Origin of the sequence: Pseudomonas sp. 06C 126 (assembly GCF_001855215.1) — a bacterium.
Classification (GTDB): Bacteria; Pseudomonadota; Gammaproteobacteria; order Pseudomonadales; family Pseudomonadaceae; genus Aquipseudomonas; species Aquipseudomonas proteolytica.
The window spans coordinates 1-17307 of the sequence record NZ_MIFU01000118.1 but is presented as its reverse complement, the minus strand read 5'-3'; the positions used below and the strand labels follow the sequence as shown (position 1 = coordinate 17307).

At 60.9% G+C, this 17307-nt stretch carries 16 protein-coding genes; 3 read left to right on the top strand and 13 right to left on the bottom strand.

Going from position 1 to position 17307, the window contains the following annotated elements:
- Nucleotides 1–146: 146 nt before the first annotated feature.
- Both BHC62_RS22695 and BHC62_RS22690 read left to right on the top strand, forming a co-directional pair.
- Nucleotides 147–569: a phasin family protein gene (locus BHC62_RS22695; RefSeq protein ID WP_029296013.1), complete on the top strand. Its 423-nt coding sequence runs from the start codon at nucleotides 147–149 to the stop codon at nucleotides 567–569.
- A gap of 11 nt (nucleotides 570–580) precedes the next feature.
- Entirely contained in the window at nucleotides 581–1522 is a 942-nt protein-coding gene (locus BHC62_RS22690; protein ID WP_070996227.1) for a phasin family protein, read from the top strand.
- 94 nt (nucleotides 1523–1616) lie between these two features.
- Here BHC62_RS22690 and BHC62_RS22685 read toward each other — a convergent pair whose 3' ends face one another.
- From BHC62_RS22685 to BHC62_RS22660, 6 genes are all read right to left on the bottom strand, one after another.
- Nucleotides 1617–2144: a fimbrial protein gene (locus tag BHC62_RS22685; RefSeq protein WP_029296016.1), complete on the bottom strand. Its 528-nt coding sequence runs from the start codon at nucleotides 2142–2144 to the stop codon at nucleotides 1617–1619.
- 18 nt (nucleotides 2145–2162) lie between these two features.
- Nucleotides 2163–3107, bottom strand: a complete 945-nt coding sequence (locus BHC62_RS22680; RefSeq protein WP_070996226.1) for a fimbrial protein — start codon at nucleotides 3105–3107, stop codon at nucleotides 2163–2165.
- Between the two features lie 41 nt (nucleotides 3108–3148).
- Nucleotides 3149–5635, bottom strand: a complete 2487-nt coding sequence (locus tag BHC62_RS22675; RefSeq protein WP_070996225.1) for a fimbria/pilus outer membrane usher protein — start codon at nucleotides 5633–5635, stop codon at nucleotides 3149–3151.
- Nucleotides 5636–5888: 253 nt separating this feature from the next.
- Entirely contained in the window at nucleotides 5889–6638 is a 750-nt protein-coding gene (locus tag BHC62_RS22670) for a molecular chaperone (RefSeq protein WP_070996224.1), read from the bottom strand.
- The gene (locus BHC62_RS22665) at nucleotides 6635–7423 is read right to left on the bottom strand and encodes a molecular chaperone (protein WP_070996223.1); all 789 of its coding nucleotides are present in this window, start codon (nucleotides 7421–7423) and stop codon (nucleotides 6635–6637) included. Before BHC62_RS22665 ends, BHC62_RS22670 begins: the two co-directional genes overlap by 4 nt.
- A 79-nt stretch (nucleotides 7424–7502) precedes the next feature.
- Nucleotides 7503–8081 (bottom strand): fimbrial protein, encoded by a 579-nt coding sequence (locus BHC62_RS22660; protein WP_070996222.1) that lies wholly within the window; start codon nucleotides 8079–8081, stop codon nucleotides 7503–7505.
- Nucleotides 8082–8431: 350 nt separating this feature from the next.
- Here BHC62_RS22660 and BHC62_RS22655 point away from each other — a divergent pair, with 350 nt between their 5' ends.
- On the top strand, nucleotides 8432–9094 hold the full coding sequence (locus BHC62_RS22655) for a response regulator transcription factor (RefSeq protein ID WP_070996228.1): 663 nt from the start codon (nucleotides 8432–8434) through the stop codon (nucleotides 9092–9094).
- Nucleotides 9095–9148: 54 nt separating this feature from the next.
- Here the strand turns inward: BHC62_RS22655 and BHC62_RS22650 are convergent, their stop codons facing one another.
- The 7 genes from BHC62_RS22650 to hslV all read right to left on the bottom strand — a co-directional run bounded on the left by BHC62_RS22650 (nucleotide 9149) and on the right by hslV (nucleotide 17005).
- On the bottom strand, nucleotides 9149–9769 hold the full coding sequence (locus tag BHC62_RS22650) for a TetR/AcrR family transcriptional regulator (protein ID WP_029296031.1): 621 nt from the start codon (nucleotides 9767–9769) through the stop codon (nucleotides 9149–9151).
- Between the two features lie 32 nt (nucleotides 9770–9801).
- On the bottom strand, nucleotides 9802–11484 hold the full coding sequence (phaC, locus tag BHC62_RS22645) for a class II poly(R)-hydroxyalkanoic acid synthase (protein WP_029296033.1): 1683 nt from the start codon (nucleotides 11482–11484) through the stop codon (nucleotides 9802–9804).
- 102 nt (nucleotides 11485–11586) lie between these two features.
- Nucleotides 11587–12444, bottom strand: coding sequence for a poly(3-hydroxyalkanoate) depolymerase (gene phaZ, locus BHC62_RS22640; protein WP_029296035.1), 858 nt, complete (start codon nucleotides 12442–12444; stop codon nucleotides 11587–11589).
- Between the two features lie 195 nt (nucleotides 12445–12639).
- The gene (gene phaC / locus BHC62_RS22635; protein WP_029296037.1) at nucleotides 12640–14319 is read right to left on the bottom strand and encodes a class II poly(R)-hydroxyalkanoic acid synthase; all 1680 of its coding nucleotides are present in this window, start codon (nucleotides 14317–14319) and stop codon (nucleotides 12640–12642) included.
- Nucleotides 14320–14568: 249 nt separating this feature from the next.
- Nucleotides 14569–14946, bottom strand: coding sequence for a gamma-butyrobetaine hydroxylase-like domain-containing protein (locus BHC62_RS22630; RefSeq protein ID WP_029296039.1), 378 nt, complete (start codon nucleotides 14944–14946; stop codon nucleotides 14569–14571).
- A 152-nt stretch (nucleotides 14947–15098) separates the two neighbouring features.
- The gene (gene hslU / locus BHC62_RS22625) at nucleotides 15099–16436 is read right to left on the bottom strand and encodes an ATP-dependent protease ATPase subunit HslU (RefSeq protein WP_029296041.1); all 1338 of its coding nucleotides are present in this window, start codon (nucleotides 16434–16436) and stop codon (nucleotides 15099–15101) included.
- A 38-nt stretch (nucleotides 16437–16474) separates the two neighbouring features.
- Nucleotides 16475–17005 carry an ATP-dependent protease subunit HslV gene (hslV, locus tag BHC62_RS22620; protein WP_017738857.1) on the bottom strand — a complete coding sequence of 177 codons (531 nt, stop codon included), beginning with the start codon at nucleotides 17003–17005 and terminating at the stop codon, nucleotides 16475–16477.
- Between the last annotated feature and the right edge of the window lie 302 nt (nucleotides 17006–17307).

Genomic DNA, 17307 nt, shown 5'->3' with positions numbered 1-17307 from the left:
TCGCCACGACTAGGCACGAAGTGGTACTTGAGCGCCTTAGAAAGGGCTGCTTGTTAGGGTGCCGATTCTAATTTTTCTCCCTACTTTGTAGTCAGCCCTCAACTCCTGTGGGCAGTTCCTCCACCCTTTTATGCGTGAGGTGCACCATGGCCAAAGTTATTTTGAAGAAAAAAATCGACACCCAAAACAACGCTCTGAGTGAGGTTAAAACCTATGCTCGCAAGATCTGGTTGGCGGGTTTGGGGGCTTACGCGAAGGTCGGCAGCGAAGGCAGCGAGTACTTCAAGGAACTCGTTAAGTCCGGTCAACATGTTGAAAGCAAAGGCAAAAAAGTTGTGAATGAACAACTTGATGCAGCCAACAGTCAGATTGATTACGTCAAGAGCAATGTCTCCGGCGTCAAAGGTCGTGTGGAAGTGCAACTGGATAAAGTCGAGAAGGCTTTTGATGCGCGTGTCGCAAGTGCCTTGAATCGTATCGGCATTGCGTCTAAACATGACGTGGAGACACTCTCTGCTAAGCTCGATGAGCTAACGGCATTGCTCGAACGTGTCGCGCGTAAACACTAAGGAGACATCGGATGGCTGTTAAAAAGACTACTCAGAAAGAAGGCAGCTCTTGGGTCGGGAAAGTTGAAGAATACTCCCGCAAGATCTGGCTGGCTGGTTTAGGCGTGTACTCGAAGATCGACAGTGACGGCAGCAAACTCTTCGAGACTTTGGTTAAAGACGGCGAGAAGGCCGAGAAGTTGACCAAGAGCACCGTCGGTAAACAAGTCGATGCGGCCAAGGCGAGCGCCAGCTCTGCCAAGTCCCGTATCAGTGATGCCAAAAAACAGGTCCTGGGTACCTGGGGCGAACTGGAAGGTGCACTCGACAAGCGTCTTAACAGTGCCATTTCGCGCCTGGGCGTGCCTAGCCGCAATGAAGTGAAGGCACTGCACAGCAAGGTCGATACCCTGACCAAGCAGATCGAGAAACTGACCGGCGCCAAAGTGGCTCCCGCCAAAGCGGCGGCAAAACCTGCTGCCAAGCCGGTTGCGAAAACCGCGGCAGCCAAGCCCGCAGCGAAAACCGCAGCCAAACCGTTGGTCAAGGCCGCCGCCAAACCTGCCGCTAAGCCTGCGGCCAAGGCAGCTGCCAAGCCAGCGGCAAAAACCGCTGCGGCCAAACCTGCGACCAAGAAACCAGTGGCTGCCAAAGCTGCTGCAAAACCTGTGGCCAAGCCAGCCGCGAAACCGGCAGCCAAGCCAGCCGCCAAGCCAGCGGCAAAAACCGCTGCGGCGAAACCTGCGGCCAAGCCCGTTGCAGCCAAACCGGCCGCCAAGCCTGCAGTGGCCAAACCTGCTGCAAAGCCTGCGGCGAAAAAGCCGGCTGTAGCCAAGAAGCCAGCAGCACCAAAGCCAGCCGCTGCGGCCAAACCCGCAACGCCGGCATCCGCGACCAACTCGGCCACTGCGCCGACGCCCGCTGCGGCTACCCCGACTGTCACGCCGGTAACCCCGCCTACCAGTCAGTCCTGATCGTTACGGGACACCTGAAAACGCCCGGCCTGCAAAGGTCGGGCGTTTTTTTATTGTGCACAACGAGCTATTTCGCCAGCGCCACCCAAACCCATCAGTTGTAGGTGATTGAAACGGTCACCGCGCTCACCAGCGTGCCTTGGCTGATCGCTGCGCCGGTTTTATGGTACGCCGCCGTGAGCGGGATCACCGCCTTGTGGCTGTTCGTTGCAATCTTGCGGCTGCGTTTGGCCACGTTGCCATTGGCAGCAATCGCAAAAACCGGGGACGCGCGGTGTGCCAACCACAAGGCCGTGCCTTTCGATGTCCCCGTATTGGAAAACAATGCCGGATTGCCGGTCGACGGCGTGCCGGCGAACAAGAACGTCACGTGGCGGATGTCCGATTCGCAATCGGCCGAAATCTCGAAATCAAACGCGCCCGCACTCGGTGCGGCATCGAAGTCGGAGATCTTGATGGCCGGCAGCGTAAAGGTGCGGTTTTCGTCGCCGGCGGCCAGGTTGCACGTGCCGGCCTCGACCTGGCCGTTGAAGTGCAGGGTGCCCGTGGCATTTGCGTGCGCCGTGTTGGCCGCGAGGCCAGCCGTCACGGCCAGCAGTAGCGAGAGTCTGCGGGTGCTCATTAGATAGTTCTCCGGGATTCAGTTGTAGGTGATGTTGACGGTAGCGGTGCTGAGGAGGGTGCCTTGGCTGACCGTGCCGTTTGCGTGATAAGCCGCGCCCAGCGGCAGGACTGCGCGATCGCCGGAAACCACCACCGTGCGCGTGTCGCTGGTGCCGTCGGCGTTGATGTTCTGGACTGCGCCATTGATCCGCGAATACAGCCACAGTGCGACGCCGCCGGCAGTGCCGGTATTGGCGAAGAGGGCGTTGTTGCCCCCGGCGGGGGTGCCGGAAAAACGGAAAGTGACCTGGGAGGCATCCTGGCAGATCGCAGTGAGCTCGAAGTCGCGGGCGCCGGCGAAGGTGGCGTTTTGCAAAGTACTGACCTTGACCGGATCGAGTGCAATGGTGCGGTTGACGTCCCCGGTTGCCAGGTCGCAGGTGGCAGCAGGGCTGACAAAACGCACGGCGTTGCCGAGCAGCAGGGTGAAACTCTCCGGGGTGTTGTCCATCCGGTTCACCCGGATGGCCCCGGCCGGGAGGGTGCCGTCGGTGACCGGCCCGGTTTTATAGAACTTCAGCGTCGCGCCGGTGAAGCTGTGGACTTGTCCTGAGAATCTGCTCTGCTGGTTATGCAATGCGAACGGATAATCGATGCCTGCGGCATTCGTGAGTCTCAGACGTACGCCCACACCTGGCGCTTCGGTGCGATAGGCCGCTGGGTAGCCGGGGTCTTTGGTCTGGTAGCGCCCGGTGATCGTCAACAGTGTCAAGGTGGGGCAGTTCGTGGTGAAGGCCTGCGCTGTGCCGCTGAAGGTACCACTGAAAATTTCGGCACCCACCGGGAGACTGGCCGGTACGGTGACAGTGGCGGGCATGTTGAGGGTCAGTGTGTCGTTCTGATACCTGTCGCACGCGGCGTGCGCAGCACTCGAGAGGCCGGACATCAGCAGTGTTGCAATGAGTTTGATGGGGTGTTTCATCGTCTGTCCTGCGCTGGGAAATAGGGCGTGTGCGTGGCTGTCTACAACGCGGCGTTGGCTGCATCGCCCCGGCAGGTGCCTGCGTGCAGATGACGCAGCCGCTGGGTGCCAGCCGCCTGCGCCTGGGCGTTCACGTCGTAGTGCAACTGGCACGCGGTGCTGGCGTCGGCGCCCCACCTGACGGTCAATTGGCCCAACGGGCGGGCCACGCGGACAAACGCTTTGCCGCCCTGGCCGACAACCCCGACGCTGGCACCGTCTTCGTCGAACACATCGGCACCGAACGGCAGCGGGCTGCGGTCCTGGCGCTGTGCCGTGATCAATAAGGCCTGACCGCTGATCGTGCCGAATTGCAGCTTGACCACCGAACCGGCGCGGGGCGCCACATTCTGCGAGGCCGTCTTGAGCTCGACATCGACGGGCAGGTCCTTGGGGTCCAGTTCGACGATGTTCTGGCGGTAGGGCGTCAGGTGGGGCACCACGGCAAAGCCGCTGTCGGTGACTTGCGAACGGTGGTGACCATTGATTTGCGCGCCCTGGGCGTCGGGGGCTTGGACGATGCCCAGGGTATCGCCCAGTTCGGGGGCAAAAATCACCCCGCCCGAGTGGGCGACAATGCCCCCGGTCATGCCCAGGGAGGTCGAACGGTAGGCGTCGCTCTGGCCATAACCGGCAGACAGCACGCCATGGTTTGTCTGGTATTTCGCGTCGGCGCTGGTGGTGCTGCCGCTGCCCTGGGCCCGGCTGCGGCTGACGCTGTAGCTCAGTTGACTGTGTTCGCCCAGGCTGCCGCCCAGGCTGATCCGCTCACCGCTGCCTTGGTCGCCGCGGTAGGCCGTGGTAGTCAAGGTTGGCGAGCGGGCGCCGCTGCCCAGTGGCAGGCTCAAGGTGACGTCTACTTGCTGAGTGACCCTTTCACTGAGCACGTCACGGCTGCGTTGGGCGCTGACGGTGTAGTGAAGGCCTTTCCAGGTGCTGCTGTACCCCGCCGTGAACGTCAGGTTGCCCTGCGCGCGGTTCCAGTAGTTTTGTGCAGAACCTGTCAGGTACACCGAACCGCTGCCCACGCCCTGGCTCAGGCTCAGGTCCGTGCGGGCGCGCAGGCGGGTCACGTCGTCCAGGTTCAGCCCGTCGATGGCGAGGTCGCGAATGCGCGCAGCGTCGCCCAGGCTCAGGAAGCCGGTGGTGGAGTAACGGTAAGCGCCAAGGGCAAAGTGGGTGCCGGTGTCTGCGAAGTTCTTGCTGTAGCGCAGTTGTACGCTCTGCCCGTCACGGGAGCCGTGACCCGGCAGATGGGCATTTGAATGGGTCAGGTCGACAGACAGCGCACCCCATGGCGTATTGAATGCCGTGCCCAGCAACTGCGATTGGTAGTCGTCACCCATCATGGGGCCGGTGTAGCCGGTCAGCAGATTGTTCAGGCCATGCTGATAAGTGGCCTGCACCAGGCTGGGCGGATGCCGCAGGCCGATTTCATCAAGTTGACCGACACTCAACGAGTGGCGGTGATAGCCGGGACGCAGCAGGTTGGCATTGGCGGCGAACGGCACGATGAACGCGCGCTGGCGCCCGTCGGCTTCGGTGATCGTCACGCTCAGGTCGCCGCCATAGCCGGTCGGGGAAAAGTCCTTGAGCACAAAGGGGCCGGGGGCGACGGAGACTTCGTCCAACAACACGCCGCGCTGGCGCACGCTGACGCGGGCGTTGGTCTCGGCGACGCCGCGCACCACGGGCGCAAAACCGGTCAGGGAGTCCGGCAGCATGCGGTCATCACTCGACACACTGGCACCGCGCAGGCGCACGCTGTCGAACAGCTCCCCCGGTGTGTAGATTTCGCCCACCATCAACTGTGATTGCCACGCGCTCAGCTCGCGCTGCACATAGGTGGCGTTGCTTTGATAGCCGCTGGCATTGTTGGAGTGGCTGTAACTGGCGTCGTGACGCCAGTGCCAATCACCCAGATTGAGCCCGGTGTTGAGGCCCAGGTACATCGAGCCCCGTGAGCGCCCGCCGGCCTGGGTGCTGAAGGTATTGGCGTTGTAGCGCACAAAGGCGGCATCGATGCCACTGTCCCAGTGCCGGGGGTCGATGTAGCCCCGCGCCTGGCGAGCCAGGTAAACCTGTGGCACCTGCAGGTCCAGGCGGTTTTCGCCTGGGTCAAATTGGCCGCTGGCGCCAGGCAGATAAGTGGCGATATCGGCGCAGGGGGCAAATGCGGCGCTGCCCAGGTCGATGCCAAACCGCTGCAGCGCATCACGCTCCAGGCACACCTGGGCGCTACGCTGGCCGTCGAGTGCGACGAAGGTCAAGGTTTCGCGTCCGATCCACTGCCCGTTGAGGTGTACCTCGGTGCGGTAACTGCCGGGCAGCACCACGTTACCCTGGTTGAACTTGGCAATATCGACCTGCAAACCCGCCGCTGCACCGGCGAAGAAGGCCGGGTTGAACTCGACGTGTTCGGCACTGTGGGCGCCCATGGCATAGGCGCCGCTCAGCAGCAGGCTAGGCACCAGGGTGTTGAAACTCATATCTACGATTCTCAAAGGCAAGTGCTGTCCAAATCCCGGCATAGGGCGTCCCTACCCCGGGCAATGGGCATTCAGCGAAGGCATGTGTTGAAGAATTAATCCGCGCCGCCCCATATCGCGCGGCGCCTGCTGTGGCCAGCGGGCTTACTGTGGCGAGCGGGCTTGTCGGCACGCCGCATCGCCCGCGCTGGGCTGCGAAGCAGCCCCAACAAAGCCCCCCACAGCTCCCATTACCGATGCCGTCATTGGCCCATCATGGACAGACCTCGGTGGTGTGCCGCACCTTTGCCCCGAAATCATCCAATGTCTCAAACGCCACAGTCGCGCAGCTGTTCAAAGGCGCGGTGAGCCGAGGTAAGGCGAAGCGCAGGCGGCCACCGGGTATCACCATGTTTTCAACACCCGAGGCCGCGGGTTCGCGCACGTGCTGCTGCTCTGCCACCTGCACGCGGATCTGTTCGAAGGTCACGTGGTAAGGGCTTGGATTGAACACGTCCAGAGCCTGGCCCTGCTCGGTGGCCACGCGCTGCCACTGCAGCTTGCCGGGCGCGGCCTCGACTCCGTAGGGCAGGTTGGCCGGGCGCAGGAACAGCTTGATGCGCGAGCGGAAAGCCAACTGAAACTGATTGCTCTGTGCAGCGCCCTGGCGCTGTGAGGGCACCTCCAGCAGGTTGAACCAGAACAGGCCTTCCTGGGCCGAGGGCAGGTCCTGGCCGGTATAAGCCAGGCGCACAACCTGTTGCTTGCCCGGCTCCATGCGAAAGATCGGCGGGATGACCACAAACGGTGCGGTGGCCACGTCCGGGGTGGATTGTTCATCGCCGCTGTCCAGCCACGCCTGGACCAGTACCGGGGCCTGGTTCTTGCTCTCAAGCCGGACGGTCACTTCATTGTCGTTCTGTGGATAGACAATGCGGGTGCTGTTGACGATAACGCTCGCTTGCACGGCGGCGCTGCTCAACAGCGCAACGGTCAACGTCATGAAGCGGGTGGAGGCACTCATGGCGTGACTCGCTTGGCGGGCGTAGGGCCAAGGTCAACGGAATGGCGTACGCGGGCGCCAAAATCGCTGACCGTGGTGAACTCCACTTTGGCCTCGCCGTGGGGGCGCTGGCGTAGCAGGGGGAGTGCAAACACCTTCACGCCTCCACCCGGTAGCAGCAGGCTGTCATCGGCGGCTTTGTTCGGCGCTTTACTGAAGCGTTGGCCATCGCTCAACAACTCGATCGAGGCAAGCGAAATATGGTACGGCGTCGGGTTGCTGGCTTGCAGGGCCAGGCCTTGTTCGTGGGCCAGCAGTTGCCATTGCAGTTTTGCCGGCGCGCTGTCGACCGGGTAAGGCAGTGCTTGTGGGCGCAGAAAGACGCGCAAGCGGGTGCGGAATGACAGTTCAATCTGGTTCTTTTGCATCGCGTCGGTGGCAAGCGGCGGCACTTCCAGCACGTTGAGCCAGAACAGGCTTTCGCGCTCCTCGGCTATCGGCTCGCCGGTGTACCGCAGGCGTATCGCCTGTTGCTGGTGGGGCTCGATGCGCAAGATCGGTGGCGACAGGGTGAACGGGGTTTTCGCCGCCGCGGGGGGCGAATGCCGATCACCGGCGTCCAGCCAGGCTTGCACCAGCGCGGGACGTGTCCCTTTGTTCTCCAGGCGCACCACCACCTCCTGCTGTTGCGCGGGGTAGATCACCCGTGTGCCGTGAAGAATCACCCCGGCATGGGATGGCGGGGGCAGCAGCAGTAACAAGCAGCAGGCACAGGCGAGCAGCACCCGGCAGTTTGTTGTTTTCATCGTCTGAAATCTCTTCGCATCAGCCAGTACCGAACTGCGCGATTCACGCAGGTCGGCACTGGCAAGGCTGGTTGCGCCCTTACTCGGCGTACTCGATCAAAAAGCCGACACGGGTATTGACCTTGCCTTCGGTGGCAGGCGCGCTGGCGTACATTTGCGCAGCCAGGGGGATCACTGCCTGGTTGTCGGCGATCACCACACCGGTGGATTTTTCGCTGTAAAGATTGATCGGCGTGCCATCGCGGTTGGTGACTTCGATCTGTACGTTCTTGGCGTTGCTGCTGTCGGACGGATTATCGTAACCGTCGATGTTCAAGCGCCCGGTTGCCACATCAATGGCCGGGCTGGTCGGGTCAAAGGCCACCATGGCGGTGCGCCCGTTGGTGCAACTGCCTTCGCCGGGGGCGCCAATACGAATGGTGAAGCCTGTGAGGTTGGCGCGATTGCCTGCGACGGCCAGGCGCGCAGCCGACACGCCCCCCAGGTTGATGTCCTTGACCACTGCCCCAGAGCCCGGTGCCGCGCCCTCGATCGTGCAGGTGACATCGGTCACCAGACCGCTGAAGTTGATAACGCCATCTGCTGCGTGGGCGGCTTGTGATACTGCGGCGGTCAAGGCCAGCGCGGCTGTAAGCGTGGATACAGTGTTGCCTTTCATGGTGTTTCCAGTCGTGAGTCATCGGGGTGGCCCGCCAGTGTTTCAAACGCTGGGTGCTTAAATGGCGGGGAGCCCTAATTTGTCTGTTTGCGCGCGTTGCATCTATAGAGAAGTAGCGAGTTTTGTCTCGTAATTGTTCGAAAACAAAATTAATAAATTTCAGAATTTTCTGTAGTACTAAGAATGGTCTGTAGGTAATTGCTGTAGGCATCTAACTTATTGCTGTGTTGTATTGATCCTAGTGTGTGGCCGGGTATACCGTGCTTGCAGTAACAGATCAGGTATGTGCTGCTGCATTCATTTAAGCGAGGCTATTTATGCCTACTTCAATTGCCACCCCTTATACCGTCATGCTGCTGGACGACCACGCAATGGTCCGCCAGGGCATCGAGCTGGGCTTGAGCAAAGAGACCGATCTGGACGTGGTCGGATCATTCGGAACGGGGCGGGAGTTGTTGGAAGCGCTGGCCCGGCGCCCGGTGGATGTGGTGGTCATGGACTTTATCCTGGCCCCCTCGGACAGCGATGGCATCAGCCTGATCCAGGCGCTGAACAGGCGTTTCAGGCAGTGCCGGCCGTTGATTGTCTGTTCGCACTACACGCCGGCCACGGTTTCACTGTCATTGAAAGCCGGCTGTTGGGGGATTCTGGGTAAAACCCAGAACTTGACGGAGTTGATTACGGCGATTCGCACCGTCGCCCAGGGCCGCATATACCTGCAACCTTGTATGGTGCCAGCCCTGCAAGGCATGCAGTCGGTGCTTGAGGTCGCGAGCATTAAGTCGAAAATGGACTTTGCAACGCCGTTGCAATTGAACGCTTGTCTCTCGCCCAAGGAGCAAGAAGTACTGCGGTGTTTTTTGGATGGTATGTCGGTGAACTCAATTGCGGCAAAGTTCTCGCGCAGTGCAAGTACGATCAGCACACAAAAACAATCGGCTTATCGAAAGTTGGGAATCAGCAGCGACAGTGAACTGTTCAAGTTCACGCACCAGTTCCGGAAGTCGGGATAACCTGACGGGAGGCTGAACCTGGCCCCTTCCACAGGCGGGGTTCGGCCTTGACCGTCAAACCGGGTCATCCAGGTAACGCAGGGCGAAACGCTCGGTCGCCAAGCGTGCGGGCATCAACAGGTGCGGGGCCACCAGCATCATCACTTGATAGACCACGACTCGCACCTCAGCCTCGCGATCAAGAATCCGCTGGTAATCCAGGGAAAACAGCAGGGTCATGGTGATCTGCTCCACCAGTTGGCCCAGGGCCTGGGTTTCGCTGACCAACTGGCCTTCGGCCTTGAGCCGCGCCAACAGTGAAGCCAGGGTGCGCTTGAGTGCGGTCAGCAGGTTGCGAATGCCCTTGGCCAGCTTCGGCAAGCGCCCGGCCAGGTTCGACAGGTCCTGGAACAGGAACCGATAGTGCGCCATGCGTTCGACGATCAAGTGCAGGAACAACCAGTAATCCTCCGGCGCCAACTGCACTTGCGCCGGTGGGTCGAGCAGTGGGGCCAGTTCGCCCTGGAAGCGCTCGAACAGCCCGATGACCAGGGGTTCCTTGCCATGGAAGTGGTAATAGAGGTTGCCGGGGCTGATCCCCATTTCATTGGCCACTTCCATGGTTGAAACATTCGGCTCGCCCTTTTGGTTGAACAACTGCAGGGCACATTCAAGGATACGGTCGCGGGTTTTCATCCAGTCTTCTTAGTGTTCAAGGGGCCAGGGTGTCAGCGAACCCGCACATAGGTGCCGGGCGCCGCCTCCATCGGTGGGTAGTTCTGGTTGCCCAGGGCCGTCAGGGTCTCGCGTTGCACCCCGCTGCGTTGCTGGATCCACTCAAGCCACTGCGGCCACCAACTGCCCTCGATATGGCTGGCGTCGTAGTACCAGGCGCGCGGGTCGCTGCTCAGCTTGAGGTTTTCGACAAAGTTGGCCTTGGGGTTGCCCGGGGGGTTGAGGATGCTCTGGATGTGCCCGCTGTTGGAGAGCACGAAGCGTTTTTCACCGCCCAGCAGCAAGGTCGAGCGGTAGACCGCGTCCCACGGCGTGATGTGATCGTTGATCCCGGCCACGCTGAAACTGTCGACCGTGACTTTCTGCAAATCGATGGGCGTACCACACACTTCCAGGCCACCGGGATGGCTCAGCGGGTTGTGCTTGAAGAAGTCCAGCAGATCGCCGTGCAAGGCTGCCGGCAAGCGGGTGTTGTCGTTGTTCCAGTACAGGATGTCGAACGCGGGTGGTTCCTTGCCCAGCAGGTAGTTGTTGATCCAGTAGTTCCAGATCAGGTCGTTGGGGCGCATCCAGGCGAACACCTTGGCCATGTCGCGGCCATCCAGCACCCCTTGTTGGTAGGAGCGGCGCTTGGCTGCCTCCAGGGTCTGTTCGTCGGCAAACAGCATGGCGGGGCTGTCGATCTGGCTGTCCAGCAGGCTGACCAGGTAGGTGGCGCTGGCGACCCGGCGTTGTTGGCGCTTGGCCTGCAGGTGGCCTTGCAGGGCCGCGATGGTCAGGCCACCGGCGCAGGCGCCCATCAGGTTCACTTCACGGGCGCCGCTGATTGCCCGGCAGATATTCAGCGCCTCTTCCAGCGCCGCCACATAAGTGGACAGGCCCCATTCGCGATGGCGCACATCAGGGTTGCGCCAACTGACCATAAACACCTGCAGGCCGTTCTTCAGGGCGTACTGCACGAAGCTGTTGGCCGGGCTCAAATCGAAAATGTAGTACTTGTTGATTTGCGGCGGCACCACCAGCAGCGGCTTGGCGTACTGTTTTTCGCTCATGGGCTTGTACTGGATCAACTCCAGCAGTTCATTGCGAAACACCACCGAGCCTGGCGTGGTGGCGACTGTCTTGCCCACCTCAAACGCCTGCTTGCTGACCTGGCGCGGCAGGCCGTTGTTGTGCAGCACGTCATCGAACAGGTTGCCCATGCCGCGTACCACGCTGTTGCCACCGGAGTTGAGCAACTCCTTGATCGCCAGCGGGTTGAGCAGGGTATTGGACGGCGACACCGCATCGTTGAGCAACGAGAAGACAAAGTGTGCACGCGCGCGGTCGTCGTCACTCAAGTGGCTGTCGTCGATCCAGTGCCGGGTCTGCTTCTGCCAGCTCAAATAGGCTTGCAGGCTGCGCCGGTACAGGGGGTTGAGTTTCCAGGTGGGGTCGGCAAAGCGGCTGTCGTGGGGGTTGGGCTCATGTACGGTTTCACCCAATAGCACCCGACCCAGTTGCCCACCCAGTGCCAGGGCATGGCGGGCGCTGTGCAACGGGTTGCGCAAGCCATGGGCCGCGACACTGCGTAGGGTCGACAGCAGATCCCGGCCGCGCAGGCCGGTGATTGCACTTTGTGCATTGATGAACGCGGCGGGTGTGGGGGCCGGGACATTTACGGGTCTGTCACGCATGGGTCAACACTCCTTCGTCAATTCGCCAACAAGCACGCCAGTTCAGAACCATAGTCGGTTCTGGCCAAGTTGCGCGTAAGGGTCGTCCTGACCCGCTACTGCTCAGGTATTGCTGTAGGGCGCCGGCTGCGGATGGATCACCGCACGCAAGCGTTCTTCCTGGAGAAACTTCATGATGATCGGTGCCACCGCTTCGGCCCGGGTAATCAGGAACAGATGGCCGTCGTCGATGATGTGCAACTGCGCATTGGGAATGCGCCAGGCCAGCATGCGCATATTGACCAGCGGGATCAGCGGGTCGTCGTCGCCGGCCAGCACCAGGGTCGGCTGCTTGATCTTGTGCAGCCAGTGAATGCTGGTCCAGCCCAGGCCTGCGAACAGTTGCCAGTAGTAGCCCAGCTTGCCCGCCGAGCGCACTTTGCTCGCGTGCTCGGCGGCCAGCTTTGAATCCCGGCGGAACGAGCCGCCATAAATCATTGGCGCGATGCGCACCACGTGGGACGGTTGGATGTAGCGCCGGGGGCTGGCCATCAGCCACAGCACTTTTGGCTTGCCCGGCACCATGAAGGCGCCGGCGGCGGTGGCGGCCAGGATCAGTTTCTTGCAGCGTTCCGGGTAGTCATAGGCAAACTGCTGCGCCAGGGCGCCGCCCCAGGAAACCCCAACGGCATTGACCTGGCCGTAGTCCAGGTAATCGAGCATGCGCGCGGTGAGCTTGGCCAGGCCGGGAAAGCGATAGGGGCGGCTGGGTGTCGACGAGCCGCCGACACCGGGTACATCGAAGGCAATCACTTCCAGGTCCGGATCCAGGGCCTGGACGAACGGAAACACCAGCTCAAGGTTGGCGCCGATGCCGTTGAAAATCAGCAGTGGCGTCAAGTGAGACTTGCCCGGTCGTACCGCCGTGCGGATGGTCTGGCCATCCAGGTCGATGGTACGGAAGATGAACGGTTGCGGCATGCTCAAACCCTGTGAAGTGTTACTGCTGGAATGCGGCCCATGTAGGAGCGGGCTTGTGTGGGAGCGGGCTTGCCCGCGATGGCATCAACTCGGCCTGACAGAGAAACCGTGTTGCGTGCATCGCGAGCAAGCCCGCTCCCACCCTGACCGAGTTCCCACATTTGATCCCATTTCAATCGCGCAAAAGTGTTTGCCTTAGCGCTCGTGAACGTATGTGCCGGGTGCAGCCTCTGCCGCTGCGTAGGTCTTGTTACCCAAACTCGTAGGTGCTTTCTTTAGCTTGCCCGAGCGTTCCCCTATCCAGCCCTGCCAGTGCAGCCACCATGAGTCGGTATGTTTGGTGGCGTTTTCCTGCCAGTCCAAGGCCTTCTCGCCCATGCTCTCGCTGGTCTGGTAGCGCGCCTTCGGGTTGCCGGGCGGGTTGAGGATGCTCTGGATATGCCCGCTGCTGGACAATACGAACTCGACCTTGCCGCCAAACAATTGCGCCGACTTGTAGCAGGACTGCCACGGTGTGATGTGGTCGTTGGTGCCCGCCAGCGAGTAGATGTCGGCCGTCACCTGCTTGAGATCGATCGGTGTACCGCACACTTCCAGGGCATTGGCCCGTATCAGCGGGTTGTTCTTGAACAGCTCGATCAGGTCGCCATGGAAGGCCGCGGGCAGGCGCGTGGTGTCGTTGTTCCAGAACAGGATGTCGAACACCGGCGGCTCATTGCCCAGCAGGTAGTTGTTGACCCAGTAATTCCAGATCAGGTCATTGGGGCGCATCCAGGCGAAGACCTTGGCCATGTCCCGGCCTTCCAGGACGCCGGCCTGGTAGGAGTGGCGCTTGGCTGATTCCAGGGTCTGCTCGTCGACGAACAGGGCCACCTGGGTGTCAAGGGTGGTGTCCAGCACGCTCACCAGCAAGGTCAGGGCGTTGACCTTCTTCTCGCCCAGCGCCGCATAGTGGCCCAGCAGCGCGGTGCAAGTGATGCCACCCGAGCAGGCGCCGAGCATGTTGATGTCTTTGCTGCCGGTAATCGCGGTCACCACATCGACCGCCTCTTTGAGCGCCTCGATGTAGGTCGACAGGCCCCATTCGCGCTGGGCCTTGGTGGGGTTGCGCCAACTGACAATAAAGGTCTGCTGGTTATTGCGCAGGCAAAAGCGCGCCAGGCTCTTGTCCGGACTCAGGTCGAATACATAAAACTTGTTGATCTGCGGCGGCACCACCAGCAGCGGCCGTTCGTGCACCTGCTCGGTGATCGGTTTGTACTGGATCAACTCCAGCACGTCATTGCGAAACACCACCGCGCCTTCACTGGTGCCCAGGCTCTTGCCCACTTCAAAGGCGCCCATGTTCACCTGGCTCGGCATGCCGCCGTTATGGACCAGGTCCTTGGCCAGGTGCGAGAGGCCATCGAGCAGGCTCTTGCCACCGGTTTCAAAGAAGCGTTTGACGGCGGCCGGGTTGGCGGCACTGTTGGTTGGCGCCATGGCCTCGGTCATCAGGTTGATGACGAAGTGCCCGCGGCTGATGTCCTGTTCCGACAGGTTGCTGTCGCCGATCCAGTCGTGCAATTCCTTGCGCCACGCCAGATAGGTTTGCAGGTAGCGCTTGTAGAGCGGGTTCTGGCTCCAGGCCGGGTCGTTGAAGCGACGGTCATCGCTTTCCGGGGCAAGTTCGGACTTGCCGAACACCACGTTTTTCAATTCGACGCCAAAGTGGGCGACGTGCTTGACGCTGTGTAACGGTTGCTTGATGGCCTGGGTCAGCACCATCCGCGCAGAAGCCAATAAATCCTTTTTGCGTAACGCGATGATCGGGTTCAGCCCCAGGGTGTTTTCCGAGGCCTGGCGTTTCAAGTCATCGTTATTCTTATTACTCATCTACGACGCTCCATTGTCCGAAAGACGAGTACCGGGTACCGCTGTGCCCCAACTATCGAGGCACAACACAAGCCTGGTACTGCTGCTCGGGTGACCGTTGATACCACATCGTCAAATGCAGGGAACTTGCCAATTCCATTGGTTACCCGAGTTTTATTTAATGCGCAAGCGGGCCAATCGTTGACCACACGACAGGGCATTCAAGCAGATGAAATTAGAAAATGCCCACTAATGAGCAAGAAGCCTGAGTTAGAGCATCAGCTTGACGACGGACTGGCTCGGGTCGCGGGTTTTTCCGGCCGCCTTGAGCTCGGCAAGATAGTCGGCCCACAACGCGTCCTGACGTACGGCGAGTTGGTAGAGGTAGTCCCAGGTGAACAGTCCGCTGTCATGCCCGTCATCGAAGGTCAATTTCAGTGCGTACTGCCCGGCGGGTTCGATCTTGGTCAGGCCGACATTGAGCTTGCCGAATTGCAGGATCGGATTGCCGTGGCCCTGGACCTCGGCGGAAGGCGAGTGCACCCGCAGCAGTTCGGCACTCAGGTGATAGACCTCGTCCGGCCCGTAGGTCAGCGACAGGGTCTTGGAGGCTTTGTGCAGGTTGATGGCGGTGGGCATTTTAGACATTGGGGGAACCGCTCATGGATGATCCTGAAGGAACCGGCTTTAAAATGTGGGAGCGGGCTTGTGTGGGAGCCGGGCTTGCCCGCGATGAGATCGCCGCGGGGTGTCAGAAATACCGCAGTGATCTCATCGCAGGCAAGCCAGCTCCCACAGGCTTACAGGATATAACGAGACAAGTCTTCGTTCTGCGCCAATTCGCCCAGGTGGCTGTTGACGTAGTCGGCGTCGATCTTGATCGCCACGCCATTCTGCGCGCCCGCCATGTCGCCGGCGCTGAAGGAAACTTCCTCCAGCAAGCGCTCAAGCAAGGTATGCAGGCGACGGGCGCCAATGTTCTCGGTCTTCTCGTTGACCTGCCAGGCAATCTCCGCCAGGCGCTTGATACCGTCCGGCAGGAACTCGATGCCCAGGCCTTCGGTCTTCAGCAGCTCGCGGTATTGCTCGGTGAGCGAGGCGTGCGGTTCGCTGAGAATGCGCTCGAAATCGCCAGGGGTCAGCGCCTTGAGTTCCACGCGAATCGGCAGGCGGCCTTGCAGCTCCGGCACCAGGTCGCTTGGCTTGCTCAGGTGGAACGCACCGGACGCGATAAACAGGATGTGGTCAGTCTTGACCATGCCCAGCTTGGTATTCACCGTGCAGCCTTCGATCAGCGGCAACAGGTCGCGCTGTACGCCTTCGCGGGACACATCGACGCCCCCGGAGTTACCGCGCTTGGCCACCTTGTCGATCTCGTCGATAAACACGATACCGTGCTGCTCGACGGCTTCCAGGGCCTTGGCCTTGAGTTCTTCCTCGTTGACCAGGCGCCCGGCTTCTTCGTCGCGCACCAGCTTGAGCGCGTCCTTGACCTTGAGCTTGCGGTTTTTCTTCTTGCCCTTGCCCATATTGGCAAACAGGTTCTGCAACTGGCTGGTCATTTCTTCCATGCCAGGCGGAGCGGAGATGTCGACGCCAGCGTGTTCGGCGACTTCGATCTCGATTTCCTTGTCGTCCAACTGGCCTTCACGCAAGCGCTTGCGGAACAGCTGGCGCGTGTTGGAATCCGAGGCGGGAGCGGCGTCTTCATTGAAACCGGTACGTGCCGGTGGCAGCAGGGCATCGAGGATGCGCTCTTCGGCAGCGTCTTCAGCGCGATGGCTGACCTTGGTCATTTCCTGTTCGCGCAGCAGCTTCAGGGCGGCGTCGGCCAGATCACGGATGATCGACTCGACGTCACGGCCCACATAGCCAACTTCGGTGAACTTGGTGGCTTCGACCTTGATGAACGGCGCGTTGGCCAGCTTGGCCAGGCGACGGGCGATCTCGGTCTTGCCGACACCGGTCGGGCCGATCATCAGGATGTTCTTGGGCGTTACTTCAACGCGCAATTCTTCGGGCAGTTGCATCCGGCGCCAGCGGTTACGCAGGGCGATGGCAACGGCGCGCTTGGCATCGTCCTGGCCGATGATATGGCGATTGAGTTCATGGACGATTTCGCGGGGAGTCATGGACATAGTGGTGTGTGGTCCTCAAGCAGGAAAAAGCCGACGGCTTATTCCGCGAGGTCCTGCTCCTCAATGGTCAGGTTGTGGTTGGTGAACACGCAGATATCGCCGGCGATACCCAGGGCGGTCTCGACGATTTCCCGGGCCGACAGGTCGGTTTTCTTCAGCAGTGCGCTGGCTGCGGCCTGGGCGTAGCCGCCGCCGGAACCCATGGCGATCAGGCCGTTCTCGGGCTCAACCACGTCACCGTTGCCGGTGATGATCAGGGACGCGTCTTTGTTGGCGACGGCGAGCATGGCCTCGAGGCGGCTGAGGGAGCGATCGGTGCGCCACTCCTTGGCCAGCTCGACAGCGGCGCGCACCAGATGGCCCTGGTGTTTTTCCAGTTGGCCTTCAAAGCGTTCGAACAGGGTAAAGGCGTCAGCGGTGGCCCCTGCAAAACCGGCAAGGACCTGGCCGTGGTACAGGCGACGCACTTTTTTGGCGTTGCCTTTCATCACGGTATTGCCAAGGGAAACCTGGCCGTCGCCGCCCATGACGACTTTGCCGTGGCGACGAACTGAAACGATGGTGGTCAAGGGGAGAGTCTCCACGCTGCGGGGCGAAAATGCCCTGATGAAACTCATATGGGGGTGGCGGGGGAGATTTCAACCGTAGGAAGGATACGCGCACGAGTGGTGTCTAGCGGGCTGGCACAGGCTTGAGCGCACTATAAAACCAGTGTGGGAGCTGGCTGGCCTGCGATAGCGGTGTACCAGTCACTGAAAATATTGACTGATACACCGCTATCGCAGCATAGGTATCTACACAACTTTGCCGCAACGCCTAGATCCAGGCAGATAGCGCAGTTGTGGCGAGCGGGCTTGCCCCGCGCTGGGCT